At 68.3% G+C, this 16,391-nt stretch carries 15 protein-coding genes; 6 read left to right on the top strand and 9 right to left on the bottom strand.

Annotation, left to right across the window (positions count from 1 at the left end; translation table 11 throughout):
* Positions 1–781 (top strand): APC family permease (locus H0W38_RS03910; RefSeq protein WP_292451386.1); only part of this gene is annotated, 781 nt, incomplete at its 5' end.
* A 79-nt stretch (positions 782–860) separates the two neighbouring features.
* Here the strand turns inward: H0W38_RS03910 and H0W38_RS03915 are convergent.
* The 3 genes from H0W38_RS03915 to gcl form a co-directional block, all read right to left on the bottom strand.
* On the bottom strand, positions 861–1,793 hold the full coding sequence (locus H0W38_RS03915) for a 2-hydroxy-3-oxopropionate reductase (RefSeq protein ID WP_292451388.1): 933 nt from the start codon (positions 1,791–1,793) through the stop codon (positions 861–863).
* A 117-nt stretch (positions 1,794–1,910) separates the two neighbouring features.
* The gene (gene hyi / locus H0W38_RS03920) at positions 1,911–2,690 is read right to left on the bottom strand and encodes a hydroxypyruvate isomerase (protein ID WP_292451389.1); all 780 of its coding nucleotides are present in this window, start codon (positions 2,688–2,690) and stop codon (positions 1,911–1,913) included.
* Positions 2,691–2,722: 32 nt separating this feature from the next.
* Positions 2,723–4,519, bottom strand: coding sequence for a glyoxylate carboligase (gene gcl, locus H0W38_RS03925; RefSeq protein WP_292451390.1), 1,797 nt, complete (start codon positions 4,517–4,519; stop codon positions 2,723–2,725).
* A 140-nt stretch (positions 4,520–4,659) separates the two neighbouring features.
* Between gcl and H0W38_RS03930 the strand changes: the two genes are divergently transcribed.
* From H0W38_RS03930 to H0W38_RS03945, 4 genes are all read left to right on the top strand, one after another.
* Entirely contained in the window at positions 4,660–5,652 is a 993-nt protein-coding gene (locus tag H0W38_RS03930) for a LysR family transcriptional regulator (protein WP_292451391.1), read from the top strand.
* A gap of 216 nt (positions 5,653–5,868) precedes the next feature.
* Positions 5,869–7,245 carry an ergothioneine biosynthesis protein EgtB gene (gene egtB / locus H0W38_RS03935; RefSeq protein ID WP_292451393.1) on the top strand — a complete coding sequence of 459 codons (1,377 nt, stop codon included), beginning with the start codon at positions 5,869–5,871 and terminating at the stop codon, positions 7,243–7,245.
* Between the two features lie 95 nt (positions 7,246–7,340).
* Positions 7,341–8,303: an L-histidine N(alpha)-methyltransferase gene (gene egtD / locus H0W38_RS03940; RefSeq protein WP_367161576.1), complete on the top strand. Its 963-nt coding sequence runs from the start codon at positions 7,341–7,343 to the stop codon at positions 8,301–8,303.
* Between the two features lie 32 nt (positions 8,304–8,335).
* On the top strand, positions 8,336–8,617 hold the full coding sequence (locus H0W38_RS03945) for a DUF427 domain-containing protein (RefSeq protein ID WP_292451396.1): 282 nt from the start codon (positions 8,336–8,338) through the stop codon (positions 8,615–8,617).
* 29 nt (positions 8,618–8,646) lie between these two features.
* Here the strand turns inward: H0W38_RS03945 and H0W38_RS03950 are convergent, their stop codons facing one another.
* From H0W38_RS03950 to H0W38_RS03960, 3 genes are all read right to left on the bottom strand, one after another.
* On the bottom strand, positions 8,647–10,185 hold the full coding sequence (locus tag H0W38_RS03950) for a fumarate hydratase (RefSeq protein WP_292451398.1): 1,539 nt from the start codon (positions 10,183–10,185) through the stop codon (positions 8,647–8,649).
* A 69-nt stretch (positions 10,186–10,254) separates the two neighbouring features.
* Complete coding sequence (locus tag H0W38_RS03955) at positions 10,255–10,797, bottom strand: hypothetical protein (RefSeq protein WP_292451399.1); 543 nt, start codon at positions 10,795–10,797, stop codon at positions 10,255–10,257.
* A complete protein-coding gene (locus H0W38_RS03960; RefSeq protein WP_292451400.1) occupies positions 10,781–11,317 on the bottom strand; it encodes a peroxiredoxin-like family protein in 537 nt (178 codons plus the stop codon). Before H0W38_RS03960 ends, H0W38_RS03955 begins: the two co-directional genes overlap by 17 nt.
* Before the next feature lie 373 nt (positions 11,318–11,690).
* Here H0W38_RS03960 and H0W38_RS03965 point away from each other — a divergent pair, with 373 nt between their 5' ends.
* On the top strand, positions 11,691–13,883 hold the full coding sequence (locus tag H0W38_RS03965; protein WP_292451401.1) for a S8 family serine peptidase: 2,193 nt from the start codon (positions 11,691–11,693) through the stop codon (positions 13,881–13,883).
* A gap of 77 nt (positions 13,884–13,960) precedes the next feature.
* On the opposite strand, the gene H0W38_RS03970 is transcribed toward H0W38_RS03965, so the two are convergent.
* The 3 genes from H0W38_RS03970 to H0W38_RS03980 form a co-directional block, all read right to left on the bottom strand.
* Entirely contained in the window at positions 13,961–15,091 is a 1,131-nt protein-coding gene (locus H0W38_RS03970; protein ID WP_292451402.1) for a hypothetical protein, read from the bottom strand.
* Between the two features lie 81 nt (positions 15,092–15,172).
* On the bottom strand, positions 15,173–15,526 hold the full coding sequence (locus H0W38_RS03975) for an HPF/RaiA family ribosome-associated protein (protein ID WP_292451404.1): 354 nt from the start codon (positions 15,524–15,526) through the stop codon (positions 15,173–15,175).
* 61 nt (positions 15,527–15,587) lie between these two features.
* Complete coding sequence (locus tag H0W38_RS03980; protein ID WP_292451406.1) at positions 15,588–16,352, bottom strand: slipin family protein; 765 nt, start codon at positions 16,350–16,352, stop codon at positions 15,588–15,590.
* Positions 16,353–16,391: the final 39 nt, after the last annotated feature.

A 16,391-nucleotide genomic window follows, 5' to 3' on the forward strand; every position in this document is an offset into this window, starting at 1 on the left:
GCTGGAATTCGCGCCGGCCGTGTCGCCGGCTGCCGGCGTGCTGGGCGCGGCCTTGCTGGCGTTTTATTCGTTCGTCGGCTTCGAGGTGTCCGCCAACGTCGCCGAGGAAGTGCGCGATGTGAGCCGCGTCTATCCACGCGCCTTGTTCGGTGCGTTGTTCGCGGCCGGGGCGATCTACATGCTGGTCGGTGTCGCGGCCTCCGTGGTGCTCCCGCCCGACATGCTGGCCAGCTCGTCGGCCCCGCTGCTCGACGTGGTGCGCGCCACGGACTACGGCGTGCCGCCCCGCCTGTTCGCCTTCGTTGCCCTGACCGCCGTGGCCAACGGCGCCTTGCTCACGATGGTGATGGCCAGCCGCCTGGCTTACGGCATGGCCGAAGAGGGCCTGCTGCCGTCGCCCCTGGGCCGGCTGTTGCGGCGCCGGCGCACGCCGGGCGTGGCGATCGTCGTCACGACGCTCGCCGCAATGGCACTGGCGGCGACCGGTACGCTCGCGGCGCTGGCCGAAACGGTGGTGTTGCTGTTGCTGTTCGTGTTCATCGCGACGAACGCCGCGGTGTTGGTGCTGCGCCGCGACCCGGTTGCGCAGCCGCATTTCCGCACGCCCACGGCGCTTCCGGTGCTCGCGATCATGTCGTGCCTGGTCCTGCTCAGCCAGCAGAGCGCAGGCACCTGGGTGCGCGCCGGACTGCTGTTGGCTGCCGGCGCAGTGCTGCATGTCGCGATGAGAGGAAGGCTCGGGCGTGAGCAAGGCGACCTGCCCGTGCGCGGGGGCGTTTGAGCGGCAACGGCCGGCCGGTGGGGCGCTTGCAGATCCGGTCCTGATCGGCCGGCCGCGGACCGGCGCCTGACGGGCGGCGTCAAACGGCCTTTTGTCCGATCTCGAAGTTGGCCAGCTTCTCCAGCGCGCGCACCATGGCCGAGTGGTCCCAGGCCTTGCCGCCGTGGGCCGCACAGGAGTTGAACAACTCCTGTGCCGTTGCGGTGTTCGGCAGCGCGACGCCGAGCGCGCGAGCGCTGCTCAAAGCGAGGTTGAGATCCTTCTGGTGCAGCTCGATCCGAAAGCCCGGGTCGAAGCTGCGCTTGACCATGCGCTCGCCGTGCACCTCGAGAATCTTCGACGACGCGAATCCGCCCATCAGCGCCTGTCGCACGCGCGCGGGGTCGGCGCCGGCGCGGGCGGCGAACAGCAACGCCTCGGCCACCGCCTCGATGTTGAGCGCGACGATGATCTGGTTGGCGACCTTGGCGGTCTGCCCATCGCCGTTGCCGCCCACCAGCGTGATGTTCTTGCCCATCAGCTCGAACAGCGGCCTGACGCGCTCGAAGGTGCTTTGCGGACCGCCGACCATGATCGACAGCGTCGCGTTCTTCGCGCCCACTTCGCCGCCGGAGACGGGAGCATCGAGGTAGTCGCAGCCCAGCGCGTTGATCTTCTGCGCGAACGCCTTGGTGGCGATGGGCGAGATCGAGCTCATGTCGATCACGACCTTGCGGGCGCTGCCTTCGCGGCCGCCGGCCGATGCCATGAGGCCGGCCGCAACGCCGGCCTCGCCGAACAGCACCGCTTCCACGTCGGCCGTGTCGGGAACCATCGTGATGAGGATGTCGGCGCGCTCCGCCACGTCGCGCGCGCTGGTGCAGCAGGTGGCGTTGCTGCCGGCGATCGACTCGGGCAGCTTGCCGCGCGTGTGGACGAAGAGCATGTGGCCGGCCTTGATGAGCTGGCCGCACATCGGCGCGCCCATGATGCCCAGGCCGATGAAGCCGATGTCGAGGGCTTGCGAGGTCATGTCGTGGTCCTTGTGAGGTGCCGAGAAGTCGGTCGGTGAGGAAGCGCCGCGCCGGTGGCACTGCGGCGCTGCAACGGCGGCGCTGTTCGGTGCCGCCACCGCTGCGTCGCCGCCGCGTCACTGAGCCAGTTTCCGGCGCCAGCCCAGGCCGGCCTCGGTCGTCGTGGCGGGCTTGTATTCGCAGCCGATCCAGCCGTCGTAGCCGAGGCGGTCGAGGTGGGCGAAGAGGAAGGGATAGTTGATCTCGCCGCTGCCCGGCTCGTTGCGGCCGGGGTTGTCGGCGAGCTGGATGTGGCCGATGCGCGGCAGGTACTTCTGCAGTGTCGCGGCCAGTTCGCCTTCCATGCGCTGCGCGTGATAGATGTCGTACTGCACGAAGGCGTTGTCGGCGCCCACCTCGTCAAGCATCGAGATCGCCTGCGCCGTGCGGTTCAGATAGAAGCCGGGGATATCGAAGGTGTTGACCGGCTCGATCAGCAGCTTCAGGCCGGCACCCTTGAACGCAGCAGCGGCACGCGCGAGGTTGCTCGTGAAGGTTTCGCGCAGCGCCGCTTCGGAAATGCCTGCCGGCGCCTTGCCAGCCAGACAGTTGAGCTGCCCGACGCCGAGCGCCTGGGCGTACTCGATGGCGCGCGCCACGCCTGCGCGGAACTCGGCCACGCGGTCGGGGTGGCAGGCGATGCCGCGCTCGCCGGCGTCCCAGTCGCCGGCCGGCAGGTTGTGCAGCACCAGCTGAAGGCCGTTGTCTTCGAGGCGCTGCCTGATCTCGTCAGTCGGGTGGGCGTAGGGGAAGAGGAACTCCACGGCCTCGAAGCCGGCCCTGGCGGCGTGCTCGAAGCGGTCGAGGAAGGGATGCTCGGTGAACAGCATCGAGAGGTTGGCGGCGAAGCGGGGCATGGTTTTGTCTCCTGATTCGTTGTGGAGGCAGATCACTCCAGCAAGCCGGCCAGCTCGAGCCCCTTGCGGCCCTCGGGGTGGCGGCAGTCGATGTCCTCGAACTCGTTGATGTTGTCGATCTCGGTGCCCATCGCCACGTTGGTGACCTTCTCGAGGATCACCTCCACGACCACGGGCACGCTGTACTTGCGCGCCATGGCCTGCGCCTCGCGCAGGGCCGACTCGATCTTCTCGGGGTCGGTGACGCGCAGCGATTTGCAGCCCAGGCCCTGCACCACGGCCTGGTGATCGACGCCGTAGCTGCGCAGGTCGCCTTCGCTTTCGGGAATGTTCTGGTTGTCGAAGGCGAGCTGCACGCAGAAGTCCATCTCGAAGCCGCGCTGGCTCTGGCGGATGAGGCCGTGGTAGCTGTTGTTCACCAGCACCTGCACATAGGGCAGGCGGAACTGCGCGCCGACCGCCAGCTCCTCGATCAGGAACTGGAAGTCGTAGTCGCCCGAGAGGCCGACCACGGTGCGCGTCGGGTCGGCGGCGACGACGCCCAGCGCGGCGGGGATCGTCCAACCCAAGGGCCCGGCCTGGCCGCAGTTGATCCACTGGCGCGGGCCATAGACGTTGAGGAACTGCGCGCCGGCGATCTGGCTCAGGCCGATGGTGGTGACGTAGACGGTGTCGCGCGGGAAGACCTTGTTCATCTCCTCGTACACGCGCATCGGCTTGATCGGCGCTTCGGTGTAGTGGCTCTTGCGGTGCATGAGCTTCTTGCGCTCGGCGCAGCGGGCGGCCCACACGCCGTAGTCCTTCAGCCGGCCCGCGGCTTTGCGCTCGCGCGCCACTTCATTGAGGAGCTGCAGCGCCGCCTTGGCATCGCTGACGATGCCGAAATCCGGGCTGAACACGCGGCCGATCTGCGTGGGTTCGATATCGACGTGAACGAAGCTGCGGCCCTTGCAATACACCTCGGGCGAGCCCGTGTGGCGGTTGGCCCAGCGGTTGCCGATGCCGAGCACGAAGTCGCTCGCCAGCATCGTCGCGTTGCCGTAGCGGTGGCTGGTCTGCAGGCCGCACATGCCGGCCATGAGCGGGTGGTCGTCGGGGATCGTGCCCCAGCCCATCAGCGTTGGGATCACCGGCACGCCGGTGAGCTCGGCGAACTCGACCAACAAATCGCTCGCGTCGGCATTGACGATGCCGCCGCCGGCGACGATGAGCGGCTTGCTCGCCGCGGCCAGCATGTCCAGCGCCTTCTCGACCTGCTTGCGCGTGGCGGCGGGCTTGTAAACCGGCAGCGGCTCATAGGTCTCGATGTCGAACTCGATCTCGGCCATCTGCACGTCGAATCGCAGGTCGATCAGCACGGGCCCCGGGCGGCCCGAGCGCATGAGGTGGAAGGCCTGCTGAAAGGCGCGCGGCACCTGCGCCGGCTCGCGCACGGTGACGCTCCACTTCGTCACCGGCTTGGAGATCGATTCGATATCGACCGCCTGGAAGTCCTCCTTGTACAGCCGCGCGCGCGGCGCCTGGCCGGTGATGCACAGGATGGGGATGCTGTCGGCGCTGGCCGAGTACAGCCCCGTGATCATGTCGGTGCCGGCCGGGCCCGAGGTGCCGATGCACACGCCGATGTTGCCGGCCCGCGCCCGCGTGTAGCCCTCGGCCATGTGCGAGGCGGCCTCGACGTGGCGCGCCAGGATGTGGGCGATCGACTGACGCTCGCGCAGCGCGGAGTACAGCGGGTTGATGGCCGCGGCCGGCACGCCGAAGGCCTGCGAGACGCCTTCCTTCTCCATCACCAGCACGGCGGCCATGGCGGCCTTCATCTTTGCCATTTGCAAATCTCCTGTGGGGTTGCTCGACCGGAGCTAATGGTCGCGGCGCAGGCGCACGAACGGAACCCGCCGGCCGCGCATGACGCTTATTCCGGTGAAGAATGCAGGCGTCCCCTCGCACCCTGGCCTACTCGCCCACCATGGACCGCCTGCTCGCCATTCGCCTGTTCATTCGCGTCGTCGATCTCGGCTCGTTCAGCAAGGCAGCGGCCGACATCGGCATGGGCCAGCCGTCGGCCACCAAGCTCGTTGCGCAGATGGAAAAGCAGCTCGGCTCGCGCCTGCTGCACCGCTCGACGCACGGCGTGACGCCCACCGAGATCGGCGCGCTCTATTACGAAAAGTGCAAGCTCATCGCCCACCATGTCGATGAAGCCGGGACGGTGGCGGCGCTGCTGCAGTCGCAGGTGCAGGGCGGCCTGCGCATCAGCACCTCGGTGGCCTTCGGGCGGCGCGTGCTGGCGCCGCTGGTGATGCGCTTCATGCGGATGAACCCGAAGCTGCAGATCGACCTGAGCTTCGAGGACCGCTACGTGAACCTGGTCGAGCAGGGCGTGGATGTGGCCATCCGCATGGGGCGGCTGGCCGACTCGTCATTGGGCGCGCGCTACCTGGGCGTGAACCCGTGGGTGGTCGTGGCCTCGGCCGACTACCTCGACAAGCGCGGCACGCCCCGCGATGCTGCCGATCTGGCAGCGCACGACGCGCTGATCTACAGCACCGTGCAGGGCGATGCACGTTGGCACTTCACCGGCGTGGACGGGCAGGCCGTGTCGGTGCCGGTGCGGGGGCCGCTGCGCTCGAACAGCCTGTCGGCGCTACTCGCTGCGGCGCGCGAGGGCATGGGCGTGGCGGCGTTGCCGTGGTACGTGGCGCAGGAATCGGTTCGGAGTGGCGGGGTGCTGCCGCTGTTGGCCGACTGGAAGCTGCCTTCGCAGGAGATCCATGCCGTGTATCCGTCGCCCCGGTTGGTGCCGGCGAAGGTGAGCGGGTTTGTGGAGTGGCTGCAGGGGCAGTTCGGTGAGGCTTGGTGGGCTGGGCCCGAAGAAGAACGGTCAGAGGGATCGCTCACCGCCAACGAGGGGTCAGGCGGCCGGCCCGTTTTTGGAGAGCAAGGACGACGCCGCCCTTGAGCCCCTTGAGCATCTGTACATGCGCCAATGGTTTGCAGACTACCGCGGTGCGCACCACGACTTGGCTGCAGTTCTCAGTCCGGACGCTTGCAGATGGTCGGGCGACATGGTCCGTCGGGTACACGCCTTGCTATGTGTGCTGCGCCACTCCGAGCGGCGAACCGCCGTCACGGCCACAATGACCGCCTCCCTGCGCGTGACACGAAAGGCAGTGAATTGAGCTTTCAGTACGACTACGCGACCCGGCCCCCGGCGAGCGTCGAGGGCCTCGGCAGCCGGAGCGAACTGCGGCAGCGCTTCGAGAGCGTTCGTGCGCACACGCTGCGGCTCGCGGCGCCGCTTTCTGCCGAAGACCAATGCGTGCAATCCATGCCGGACGCCAGCCCGGCCAAGTGGCACCTGGCTCACACCAGCTGGTTCTTCGAGACGGTGCTGCTGCGGCCGCAGCTGCGGGGCTACCGGGTGTTCGATGAGCGCTACGCCTTCCTCTTCAACTCCTACTACGAATCGCTCGGTCCCCGCCATGCGCGCGCCGAGCGCGGCATGATCACGCGGCCTTCGGTCGAGGAGGTGCTGCGCTACCGCGAGCATGTCGATGCGGCCATGGCGCACTTCGTCGACACCGCGGACGATGCAGTTTGGAGCGCCGTGGCCGGCACCTTTGTGCTCGGCCTGCAGCACGAGCAGCAGCACCAGGAACTGCTGGCCACCGACATCAAGCACTTGCTGTCGATGAACCCGCTGCAGCCGGTGTATGCGCCGCGGCCGGCCGGGGGGGCCGCCCATGCGCCTCTCAACGAGGTCGAGCCTGCCCCGGGCGACGGGACCTGGCACGCTTGCCGCGAAGGCCTCGCGAAAACGGGCCCGGCGGGGCCTGTCTTGCACCCCGCCGCGGTGTGCGGCGAGCCAATGCGGTGGCTGGATCGGCCGGGCGGCATCTGCCAGGTCGGCGCGCCGTCCTCGCGCGGCGTGGACGACTTTGCTTTCGACAACGAAACGCCGCGCCACCGCGTGCTGTTGCGCGAGCACCGGATCGCCAGCCGGCCAGTGAATTGCGGCGAGTACCTGGCGTTCATACGCGACGGCGGCTATGGCCGCGCAAGCCTGTGGCTGAGCGACGGCTGGGCCGCGGTGCAGTCGCGGGGCTGGAACGCGCCGCTGTACTGGAGCGAGCTGGAGGCAGAGCAGCCCCGCGTCTTCACCCTGCACGGCACGCGCGAGATCGACCTCGCCGAGCCGGTCTGCCATTTGAGCCTGTACGAGGCCGCGGCCTATGCCGAGTGGGCGGGCGCACGGCTGCCGACCGAGTTCGAGTGGGAGGCCGCTGCGGCGGGGGATGAGCCGGCGTTGCAGGGCGTTGGCGAGGTGTGGGAGTGGACGCGCTCTTCCTACGACCCCTACCCGGGCTTTCGACCGCTGCCCGGCGCGCTGGCCGAGTACAACGGCAAGTTCATGGTCGGGCAAATCGTGTTGCGCGGCGGCAGCTGCGCCACGCCACCTGGTCACGCGCGGCCCAGCTACCGCAACTTCTTTCCGCCGGCGGCACGCTGGCAGTTCAGCGGACTCAGACTGGCGAAGGACATCGATCGATGAGCAATATGCTGCGAGCCACGCCCGACCTGCGTGCGCACGGTGTGCCGGCGGCTGCCGTCGCTGAACAAAGCGCGGCGCCGCACGCGCTGCCGCAGGTGATCGACAGCGACTTCGCGCGGGAGCTGCTTGCCGGGCTGGCCCGCCGGCCGCGGCAGATCGCGCCGAAGTTCTTCTACGACGCGGCCGGCTCCGCGCTGTTCGACCGCATCTGCGAGTTGCCCGAGTACTACCCGACGCGCACCGAACTGGCCCTCCTGAACGAGCGTGCGCCCGAGATCGCCGAGTGCATCCAGGAGAGCGTCGGCGAAGGTTTCGGTGACGGCGCCGACATCGTCGAGTTCGGCGCCGGCTCCAGCCGCAAGGTGCGCGTGCTGCTCGATGCGCTGCCCGCACGACGCTTCGTGCCGATCGACATCTCTGGCGAGCACCTGCATGCGGCGGCCGAGGAGCTGCGCGCCGACTATCCCGGCCTGGACGTGCACCCCATCGCCGCCGACTTCACTCGGCCGCTCGAATTGCCCGCCTTGCCGCCCGATGCGCAAGGGCGGCCGGCGCCGCGGGTGGGCTTCTTCCCCGGCTCGTCGATCGGCAACTTCACGCCGCCCGAGGCGCTGCACTTCCTGCGCCAGTCGGCCGCGCTGTTGCATGGCGGGGGCCTATTGATCGGCGTCGATCTGGTCAAGGAGCCGGCCCGGCTGCATGCCGCCTACAACGACGCCGACGGCGTCACGGCGGCCTTCAACCTCAACCTGCTGGCGCGCGCCAACCGCGAACTGGGCGCGAACTTCGAACTGTCGCAGTTTGCGCACTACGCGTTCTACCAACCCGGCCTGCAGCGCATCGAGATGCACCTGGTGAGCCGCCGTGCGCAACAGGTGCGCGTGTGCGGTCACGTCTTCGACTTCGCCGAGGGCGACAGCGTGCACACCGAGAACTCGCACAAGTTCAGCGTCGGCGGTTTTCGCGCGCTCGCCGCGCGGGCGGGCTATGTGCCGGGCCCCGTGTGGTGCGATGCCGAGCGGCTGTTCAGCATTCACTGGCTGGCCCTGCCGCACTGAGGCGGCCGCGCACTCTGCACAAGGAAACTCTGATGAAAGCCATCTGGAACGGCGTGACCGTCGCCGAGAGCGACGACACCGTGGTCGTCGAGGGCAACCACTATTTTCCCGAGGCCGCGCTCAAGCGCGAGTACGTGGCCAGCAGCAACCACCACACGATGTGTTCGTGGAAAGGCGAGGCGAGTTACCACTCGCTGCTGGTGGACGGCAACCTCAATCCCGACGCCGTCTGGTACTACGCCGAGCCGAAAGAAGCCGCGGCCGAGATCAAGGGCCGGGTCGCGTTCTGGAAGGGCGTGAAGATCGAGGAGTGAAAAGCGCGAGGGGGGAGTAACTCCAACGCTCAGGCAGCGACGACCGGAATCCCGCCAACCTCGCCGGTCGCGATGCGTTTTTGCCACTCGGCCGGGCCGGTGTTGTGCACCGAGGTGCCGCTCGAATCGACGGCCACTGTGACCGGCATGTCGGTCACGTCGAACTCGTAGATCGCCTCCATCCCCAGGTCGGCAAAACCGAGCACCTTGGCCTGCTTGATCGCCTTCGAGACGAGGTAGGCCGCGCCGCCCACCGCCATCAGGTAAGCCGACTTGTGCTTCCTGATCGCCTCGATCGCCACCGGCCCGCGCTCGGCCTTGCCGATCATCGAGATGAGCCCGGTCTGCGCCAGCATCATCTCGGTGAACTTGTCCATGCGCGTGGCGGTGGTCGGGCCCGCGGGACCCGTGACCTCGTCGCGCACCGGATCGACCGGGCCGACGTAATAGATCACGCGGTTGGTGAAGTCCACCGGCAGCGGCTCGCCCTTGGCCAGCATGTCCTGGATGCGCTTGTGCGCGGCGTCGCGGCCGGTGAGCATCTTGCCGTTCAGGAGCAGGGTGTCGCCAGGCTTCCAGCCCGCCACTTCCTGCGGCGTCAGCGTGTCGAGATTCACCCGTTTGCTCTTGTTGTAGTCGGGCGCCCACTTCACGTCCGGCCACAGGTCCAGCGAGGGCGGCTCCAGGTAGGCGGGGCCCGAGCCGTCGAGCACGAAATGGGCGTGGCGCGTGGCGGCGCAGTTGGGGATCATCGCCACCGGCTTGCTGGCCGCGTGTGTCGGGTACATCGCGATCTTCACGTCGAGCACCGTGGTCAGGCCGCCCAGCCCCTGCGCGCCGATACCCAGCGCGTTGATCTTTTCGGCCAGCTCGATGCGCAGCTCTTCGGTCTTGTTGCGCGGGCCGCGTTGCTTGAGTTCGTGCATGTCGATGTCTTCCATCAACACTTCCTTGGCCATCAGCATGGCCTTCTCGGCGGTGCCGCCGATGCCGATGCCCAACATGCCGGGCGGGCACCAGCCGGCGCCCATGGTCGGCACCGTCTTCAGCACCCAGTCGACCAGCGAGTCGCTCGGATTGAGCATCACGAACTTGCTCTTGTTCTCCGAGCCGCCGCCCTTGGCCGCGACCTGCACGTCCACCGTGTTGCCCGGCACCACGCTCATGTGCACGACGGCGGGCGTGTTGTCCTTGGTGTTCTTGCGCTCGAAATGCGGGTCGGCCACGATCGAGGCGCGCAGGGTGTTGTCGGGGTTCAGGTAGCCACGCCGCACGCCTTCGTTCACAGCGTCTTCGACCCCCGCCGGGAAGCCCTCGAAGCGCACATCCATGCCGATCTTGAGGAACACGTTGACGATGCCCGTGTCCTGGCAGATCGGCCGGCGGCCTTCGGCGCACAGCTTGGAGTTGGTGAGGATCTGCGCGATCGCGTCCTTGGCGGGGGCGCTTTGCTCGAGCTCGTAGGCGCGAGCGAGGTGGGCAATGTAGTCGGCCGGGTGGTAGTAGCTGATGTACTGCAGCGCGGCAGCGATGCTCTCGACGAGGTCGTCGTGGCGGATCGTGGTCATGAGCGGCGTCCTGTGGAATTCGCCCACGCGGGCGCTGGCCGGCAGTTTACTGAACGCCTTTGCAAGCTCTCACCGGACACCTCGGAGTGCTCGGCCGTCAGCCGACCTGACGACCGGACAGTTGACGACGATGCGCGTGCGCGTGATCGACACATCGCCTTTCTCGGCCGCATCGAGGACTGCCTCTTCCGACGTGAGCGCCCGAACCCCGCGCCCCTCGGCCCAGCGAACCACCACGACTTGCCACAGCGGGCTGTAAGCGCGGTTGGCGTTGTCGGGCCCGGCCGGGGCAGGAGCGGATGCGAAGACGTTGATCTGCTCACCGCCTGGAAACGCGTAAACCAGGTCCACCGCGGTTCGCGTCCCCGGTGGCGAGCCGGCCGGTGAGGCGGCATTCGCCAGCAGTGCAACGTGGTTGACGCCCAGGTCGCGCGCCATCGCCGCGTCGGAGACGTCGGTGGTCACGTAGTGCACCTGGGCCCCCTCGAACCAGGCGAGGTGCAGCGGCAACGACACTTGCGGGCCGCGCGCAGGTTCGGATGTCGGCGCACCCGCGCAGGCGGCAATGCCGAGCACCAGCAGCAGCGCCGCAGCCCTAGACCGCCCCTGCATATTCGCCCCGTGCCGGATAGTCTTTCGCCAGCGCAAAATCGAGCGCCGCGAGCAATTCATCGAAGTGAGGGCGAGCGAAGGGCATGGTCTGCACCGCGCTGTAGTAGAGCGTGGCATCGGGCCGCACGATGAAGACACCGGGTTCGGAGAAAAGGGCAGGTTCTTCGATGCCGATGGAGGTGGTGCCGCGCGAGGTGCTGATGTACAGGCCCCATTCGCGCGCCGTGGCCAGACCGAGGTCGTATCCGATGCGCAGGTCCGGGGCTTTCAGCTTGTCGGCCATCGCCTGCGCCCGTTCGCGGCCGTCGCTCGAAAGGGCGACGATCTTGACGCCACGCTTCTCGAATTCGGCTTGAAGGCGGCCCAGTTCGAGCAGGTACTTGTGACAAATGGGGCAATGCAATCCGCGGTAGAAGACGACGAGGATGAAGTTCTGCGCGGCGTCTGACTGCAGCGAGTAGCTGCCGTGATCGAGCGTGGGCACCTGCAGCGTGGGTACGGGTTGGCGCGGGACAAGCATGTGGAGGCTCCGGGTTCGGCGTTTCGAAGGCCTCACTCTAAGCTCGGCGCAACGACACGGCGCGCTTCATTGACTTCGCCCTGCCTCACCGCGCCAGGCCAGCCTCGATCGACGCGGAGTCTGCATAGCGGCTGAGGAACCGGGAGCGTTGCCTGCGAGGAGTCGCCGAACGCCGAACGCCGAACGCCGAACGGAGAGCCGATCGACGAGCTGTTCTGCGAGCCGATCAACCCCGGCATGTTCAGCCAGTGCTCGCAGGATTGACAGATGCGCTGCGGCGGCGGATGTTCGCGCGGCACCCGGCGCGTGAAAGCAGGGCGGCGATTCGGCCGTCATCGAGCCATCTTCGCCGGCCTTCTCGAGGAGCATCACCATGGCGAAGTCCGGCAATTCAGCTCGGCGCAGCGAGCACACCCTCAGCGTTCGCGCCGGTGAAGTCCTGCCGCGCGGCAGGCCGATCGAGATCCGGTTCGCCCAGGCGCTGCACGAAGAAGCGCGCCGCGGCATCACGCTGGCCGGTCAGCGCGTCGATGTGCGCGATGCGGGCGACGGGCGCAGCTTCGTCATCGATACCGCGGGCCTCCCGTCGGGTTCGCACCGCCTGCGCATCGAAGGCGTGTGGACCGCACGCGGCGGCAAGCGGCTGAGCGACGCCGACATTCCCTTCGAGGTCGTCGACACAACGGCCCCGCTGCCCGAGGATTGCGTGGTTCAGCATGCCGTGCGGCTGCGCATCGGAGCGCTCGAGGTCGAGCGGCTACCGATGAACGGCCGGGGCGAGGGCGCCTGGTTCGACGTGTTCAAGGCCGTGCGCCGCAATTCGGGCGAGCGGGTGCAACTCGCCTTCGACGAGGCCGGCCGCAAGGCCGACCTCGAGCGCGAGCTGCGCCGGCTGGCGCAGCGGCGGCACGAGACCTACGGTGCGGTCCACCCGACCCTGCACGAAGTCGTCCGTCGGCTCGGTCCGACCGAGCCGGTCGATGTGGCGGTATGGCTGCAGGTGCCCGAGCCGGAGCGCGCGGACAAGCCGCCCAGGGGCAGGGTGCGGCGCCGACCGGCCTCGGAGGAGGCCGAGCGCGAACAGTGGCAGGCGCTGGCCAAGCGCTTCGCCGAGACGGCGCGCCGCTACGGCTTGGAGCTCGGCCGGCTCGACCCTGCCGCGCCGCTGCTCTATGGCCGCCTGCCGGCCGGCCAGGTGGCCGAACTCGCGGCCGCACCCAAGGTCGCGGCGGTGTTCCTTCACGAGACCGAGGGCTTCGACGATCTCGGCAACTCCATCGCCATTGCGAACAGCGACGACGCGCACGCCGACGGCTTCACCGGCGCGGGCGTCAACGTGGCGGTCTATGAGCGCGGGCCCGACGACACCACCAACCTCACCATCACCGCGCGCTTCGACTCCGACCCCGACACCAGCCAGCATTCCCGCCACGTCCACGGCATCGTCCGCAACACCGAGCGGCGCGCACCGAACGGCCACGCGCCGGGCTGCAACCTGCACTCGGCCAACAGCTACGACCTCGACGCCATCCGCTGGGCCGCCGAGGACCGCGGCTGCACCGTGATTAGCCAGAGCTTCCACCGCGACAGCGAGCAGACCTCCTCCGGCCTGTCCTTCGACGACGTCTACAAGGACCACCTCGCGCTGCGCTGGCCCTACCCGACGATCTGCGAAGCGGCGGGCAACGGCGCCACCACCGAGTACGTCAACCACAAGGGCTACAACCGGCTCACCGTCGGCAACCACAACGACACCGCCTCGGGCATGGCCGGCGATTCAGTGTTCCGCAATCCGGCCTCCTCGCACGGCGACCGCGAACTGCCGGAGATTGCCGCCAACGGCATGGGGGTCACGGCGGTCGGGCTTACGCTCGGTGGCACCAGCATGGCCACGCCGGCAGTGGCCGGTGCGGCGGCGCTGATCCAGCAGGCCAACGCGACCCTGCAGTCCTGGCCCGAAGGCTGCCGCGCGATCCTGATGGCTGCTGCCTGGCGCAACCCCGCGGCGGGGACGTGGCGGGCCGACGTGATCGCGGGCGTCGATGCCGCCGATGGGGCGGGCGCGCTGGACGCCGACGCCGCCGTGCGCATCGCGCGCAGCCGGCGCTCGCGCAACGGCGCGGCCGCGAGCCGGGGCTGGGACGTGGGCACCTTCCGCTCGGCCGATGTGGACGCCGATGGCTACGCCACGTCTCTGTACCGTGTCAGCGTGCCGCGCACCTTGCTCACGGCGTACGTGAAGGTGGCGCTGGCCTGGGATGCCAAGGCGACGAGGCTGAACATTCCCGGCTTCCCGGGCTTGTCGGTGCCGCTCTCGTATCTCTCGGTCGATCTCGATCTGGAGGTGCGCGATGCCGCCGGCGCCACCGTGGCGTGGAGCGCGTCGTGGGACAACAGCTACGAGATCGCCGAGTTCGCCGCCCGGCGCGGCCAGACCTACGAGATCCGCATCCGGCGCTGGTCTGGCACCGACGACGTCTGGTACGGGCTGGCCTGGAACGTCACGGGAATCAGCATCGTGGTGGCCTTGGAGGATCTGGCGGGCATCTCTCTCGGCGGGCGCTGACGGGTCGACGGGCCGGCCGGGCTCGATCCAAAGCTCGCTCGAATCGACGAAAGGCACCCGGCGCCATGCCGGGACGTTCAGAAACGGTAGATCGCCGCCAGCCCGGTTGAAGAGGGCATCCGCTCGGCCGGCACCACGATCACCTCGCCGCCCGTGCGCAGCACCTGCTCGGCCAGATCGTCGAGCAGGTCATCGACGCCGGGATGCGCCATCTCGCCGGCGCGGGGTACGCCGGTGCTTGCATCCAGGCGCCCGGGCAGTTGCCGTTGCGCTTCGACGAGCAAGGTCTCGACGCGGCCTTGCGCCGCCGCCGCCGCGACCTGCGGCAGGCCGTCGTCGCCGCGCTGCGCGGCATGCGCCGCGCCGAAGCGCTCCACGAGCCCGGCCAGCCGCTGCAGGACCAACGGCTCCAGGATCTGCCATGCCCGCGCGCGAAGCTCGTCGATCGACAGCGCCTCGGGGTTGGTCTCGATGCCGGACTCGATAAGTTGCGCGTTGTGGCTCAGCGCGCGAAAGGGCGCGTGGTATTCGGGCAGCGCAGCCAGGATCAAGGGCAGGCCCGAAGGTTTCGAGTGATGCTCGGTCACGGCCCGATCGACGGCGCGGAAATAGCGCTCGGTCTGCTGGTCGACCACGTCCTTCTTCGATCCGTGGCCGTGTCGCATGCCGCCCGTCTTCGCACCGCCTGCGCCACGGTTGGAGCCTGCGCCGCCGGCCGCCGGGCCGGTGCCGTAGGAATGCGCCTGGCCCTGCGACTCGGGCAGCTCGTCGCCGAGCGCGTCGGTGACCGTTGCCGGTACGTCGGCCGCCGGTTCGATTTCGTCGAGTGCGTCGCGGTTGCCTTCGAACAGCCGGATGTCACGGCGGTTGATGCTCAGGATCTGGAATCGATCGGCCGACTGCTGGATGCGCAGCAGCGGCTTGACGTGGAAGCTGTCGGCCACGATGGCCAGCTCCGCCATCTGTCGTTGCACCCGGATCACCCGGAACAGCCCCGGCGCGCCGAACGCCGCGAGGGCCTCGGTGGTGTGATTCCAGAAGGCCGCGTCGTCGGCCAGCGCATGAAAGGGTTCGAGCAGCGCGTCGATGGCGTCCGCTTGATGCGCGCGTTCGAGCGAGTCCCGCGCCTGTTCGACGAGATTGCGAAAACGGATCGGGTCCTGCGCGTTGTCGGGGTGGTGGCGGTGGGTCGGCTGGTAGATCGACACGCACGGTCCTGTGCGGCCAGCTGCGAGAAGGTCTTCGAGATCTCGGGAATGAGCCATGGCGATGAAATTCCTGAAGTCGGCCTACACCGCGCCGTCGTTGTCCGGCCGGCCGCCGCTGCGTCGGCCGGCTTCGAGCTTGCCGAAAACGGTGTCGAGCGCGCGGACCAGCTTGTCCGAAGCTCCGCTGATGGCCAGATCGACCGTCGGCGCATGGTGGTCGACCGACATGGGCTGGCGTCCGGCGACACGCGCTTCCATCATGCAGCGCTTGTCGTCGCCACCGCTCTTGTCGCTGTTCAGATCATTCAAGTGAACCTCGACCCGCGTGATCCGGTCGGCAAAGCGTTCCAGCGACGATCGGACCTCCGATTCGAGCCGTGCGGCAAGGTCTACCGAGCCGAGCAGATGGTTGTCTGTATTGAGCTGGATTTGCACGACGGACTCCTCGTTGCGGGTGGAGTTGTCATGCGGCAAGCACTGTGCCCAAGGATGCCAATCACGCTCGAACCCGCTCGCCCAACTCGCGCAGCAAGGCGCCGAACTCGGTCGGGAACGGGAACACGATCGTCGTGTTGTTCTGCTGGCCGATGGTGGCCAGCGTGCTCAGATAGCGCAACTGCATCGCCTCGGGCTGCTGCGCCAGCACCTGTGCGGCCTCGAGCAGCTTGCGCGCGGCCTGCTCCTCGCCTTCGGCGTTGATGACCTTGGCGCGGCGTTCGCGCTCGGCCTCGGCCTGGCGGGCCATCACGCGCACCATGTTCTCGCCCAGGTCGATGTGCTTGAGCTCCACGTTGGCGACCTTCACGCCCCACGCTTCGGTCTGTGAATCGAGGATGGCCTGGATGTCGTTGTTGAGCTTGTCGCGCTCGGAGAGCATGGAGTCCAGGTCATGCCGGCCGAGCACCGAGCGCAATGTGGTCTGCGCCAGTTCGCTGGTGGCTTGGCGGTAGTTCTCGACTTGGATCACCGAGGGCTCAGGGCCGACCACGCGAAAGTAGATCACCGCGCTGACGCGCACCGAGACGTTGTCGCGCGAGATCACGTCCTGGCCCGGCACGTCGAGCACCTGCGTGCGCTGGTCGACGCGCACCATCTGCTGCACCACCGGCACCAGCAAGATCAGCCCGGGCCCCTTGACGCCGGTGTAGCGGCCGAGCGTGAACACCACGCCGCGTTCGTATTCGCGCAGGATGCGCACCGACATCGCCAGCAGCACCAGCACCAGCGCGATGAGCGGACCGAAGTAGACGAGACCGGACATGATGAGTTCTCCTGTAGGACTTGTGGTGGTGAGAAAGGA

This window comes from Methylibium sp. (assembly GCF_013817365.1).
Classification (GTDB): domain Bacteria; phylum Pseudomonadota; class Gammaproteobacteria; order Burkholderiales; family Burkholderiaceae_C; genus Methylibium.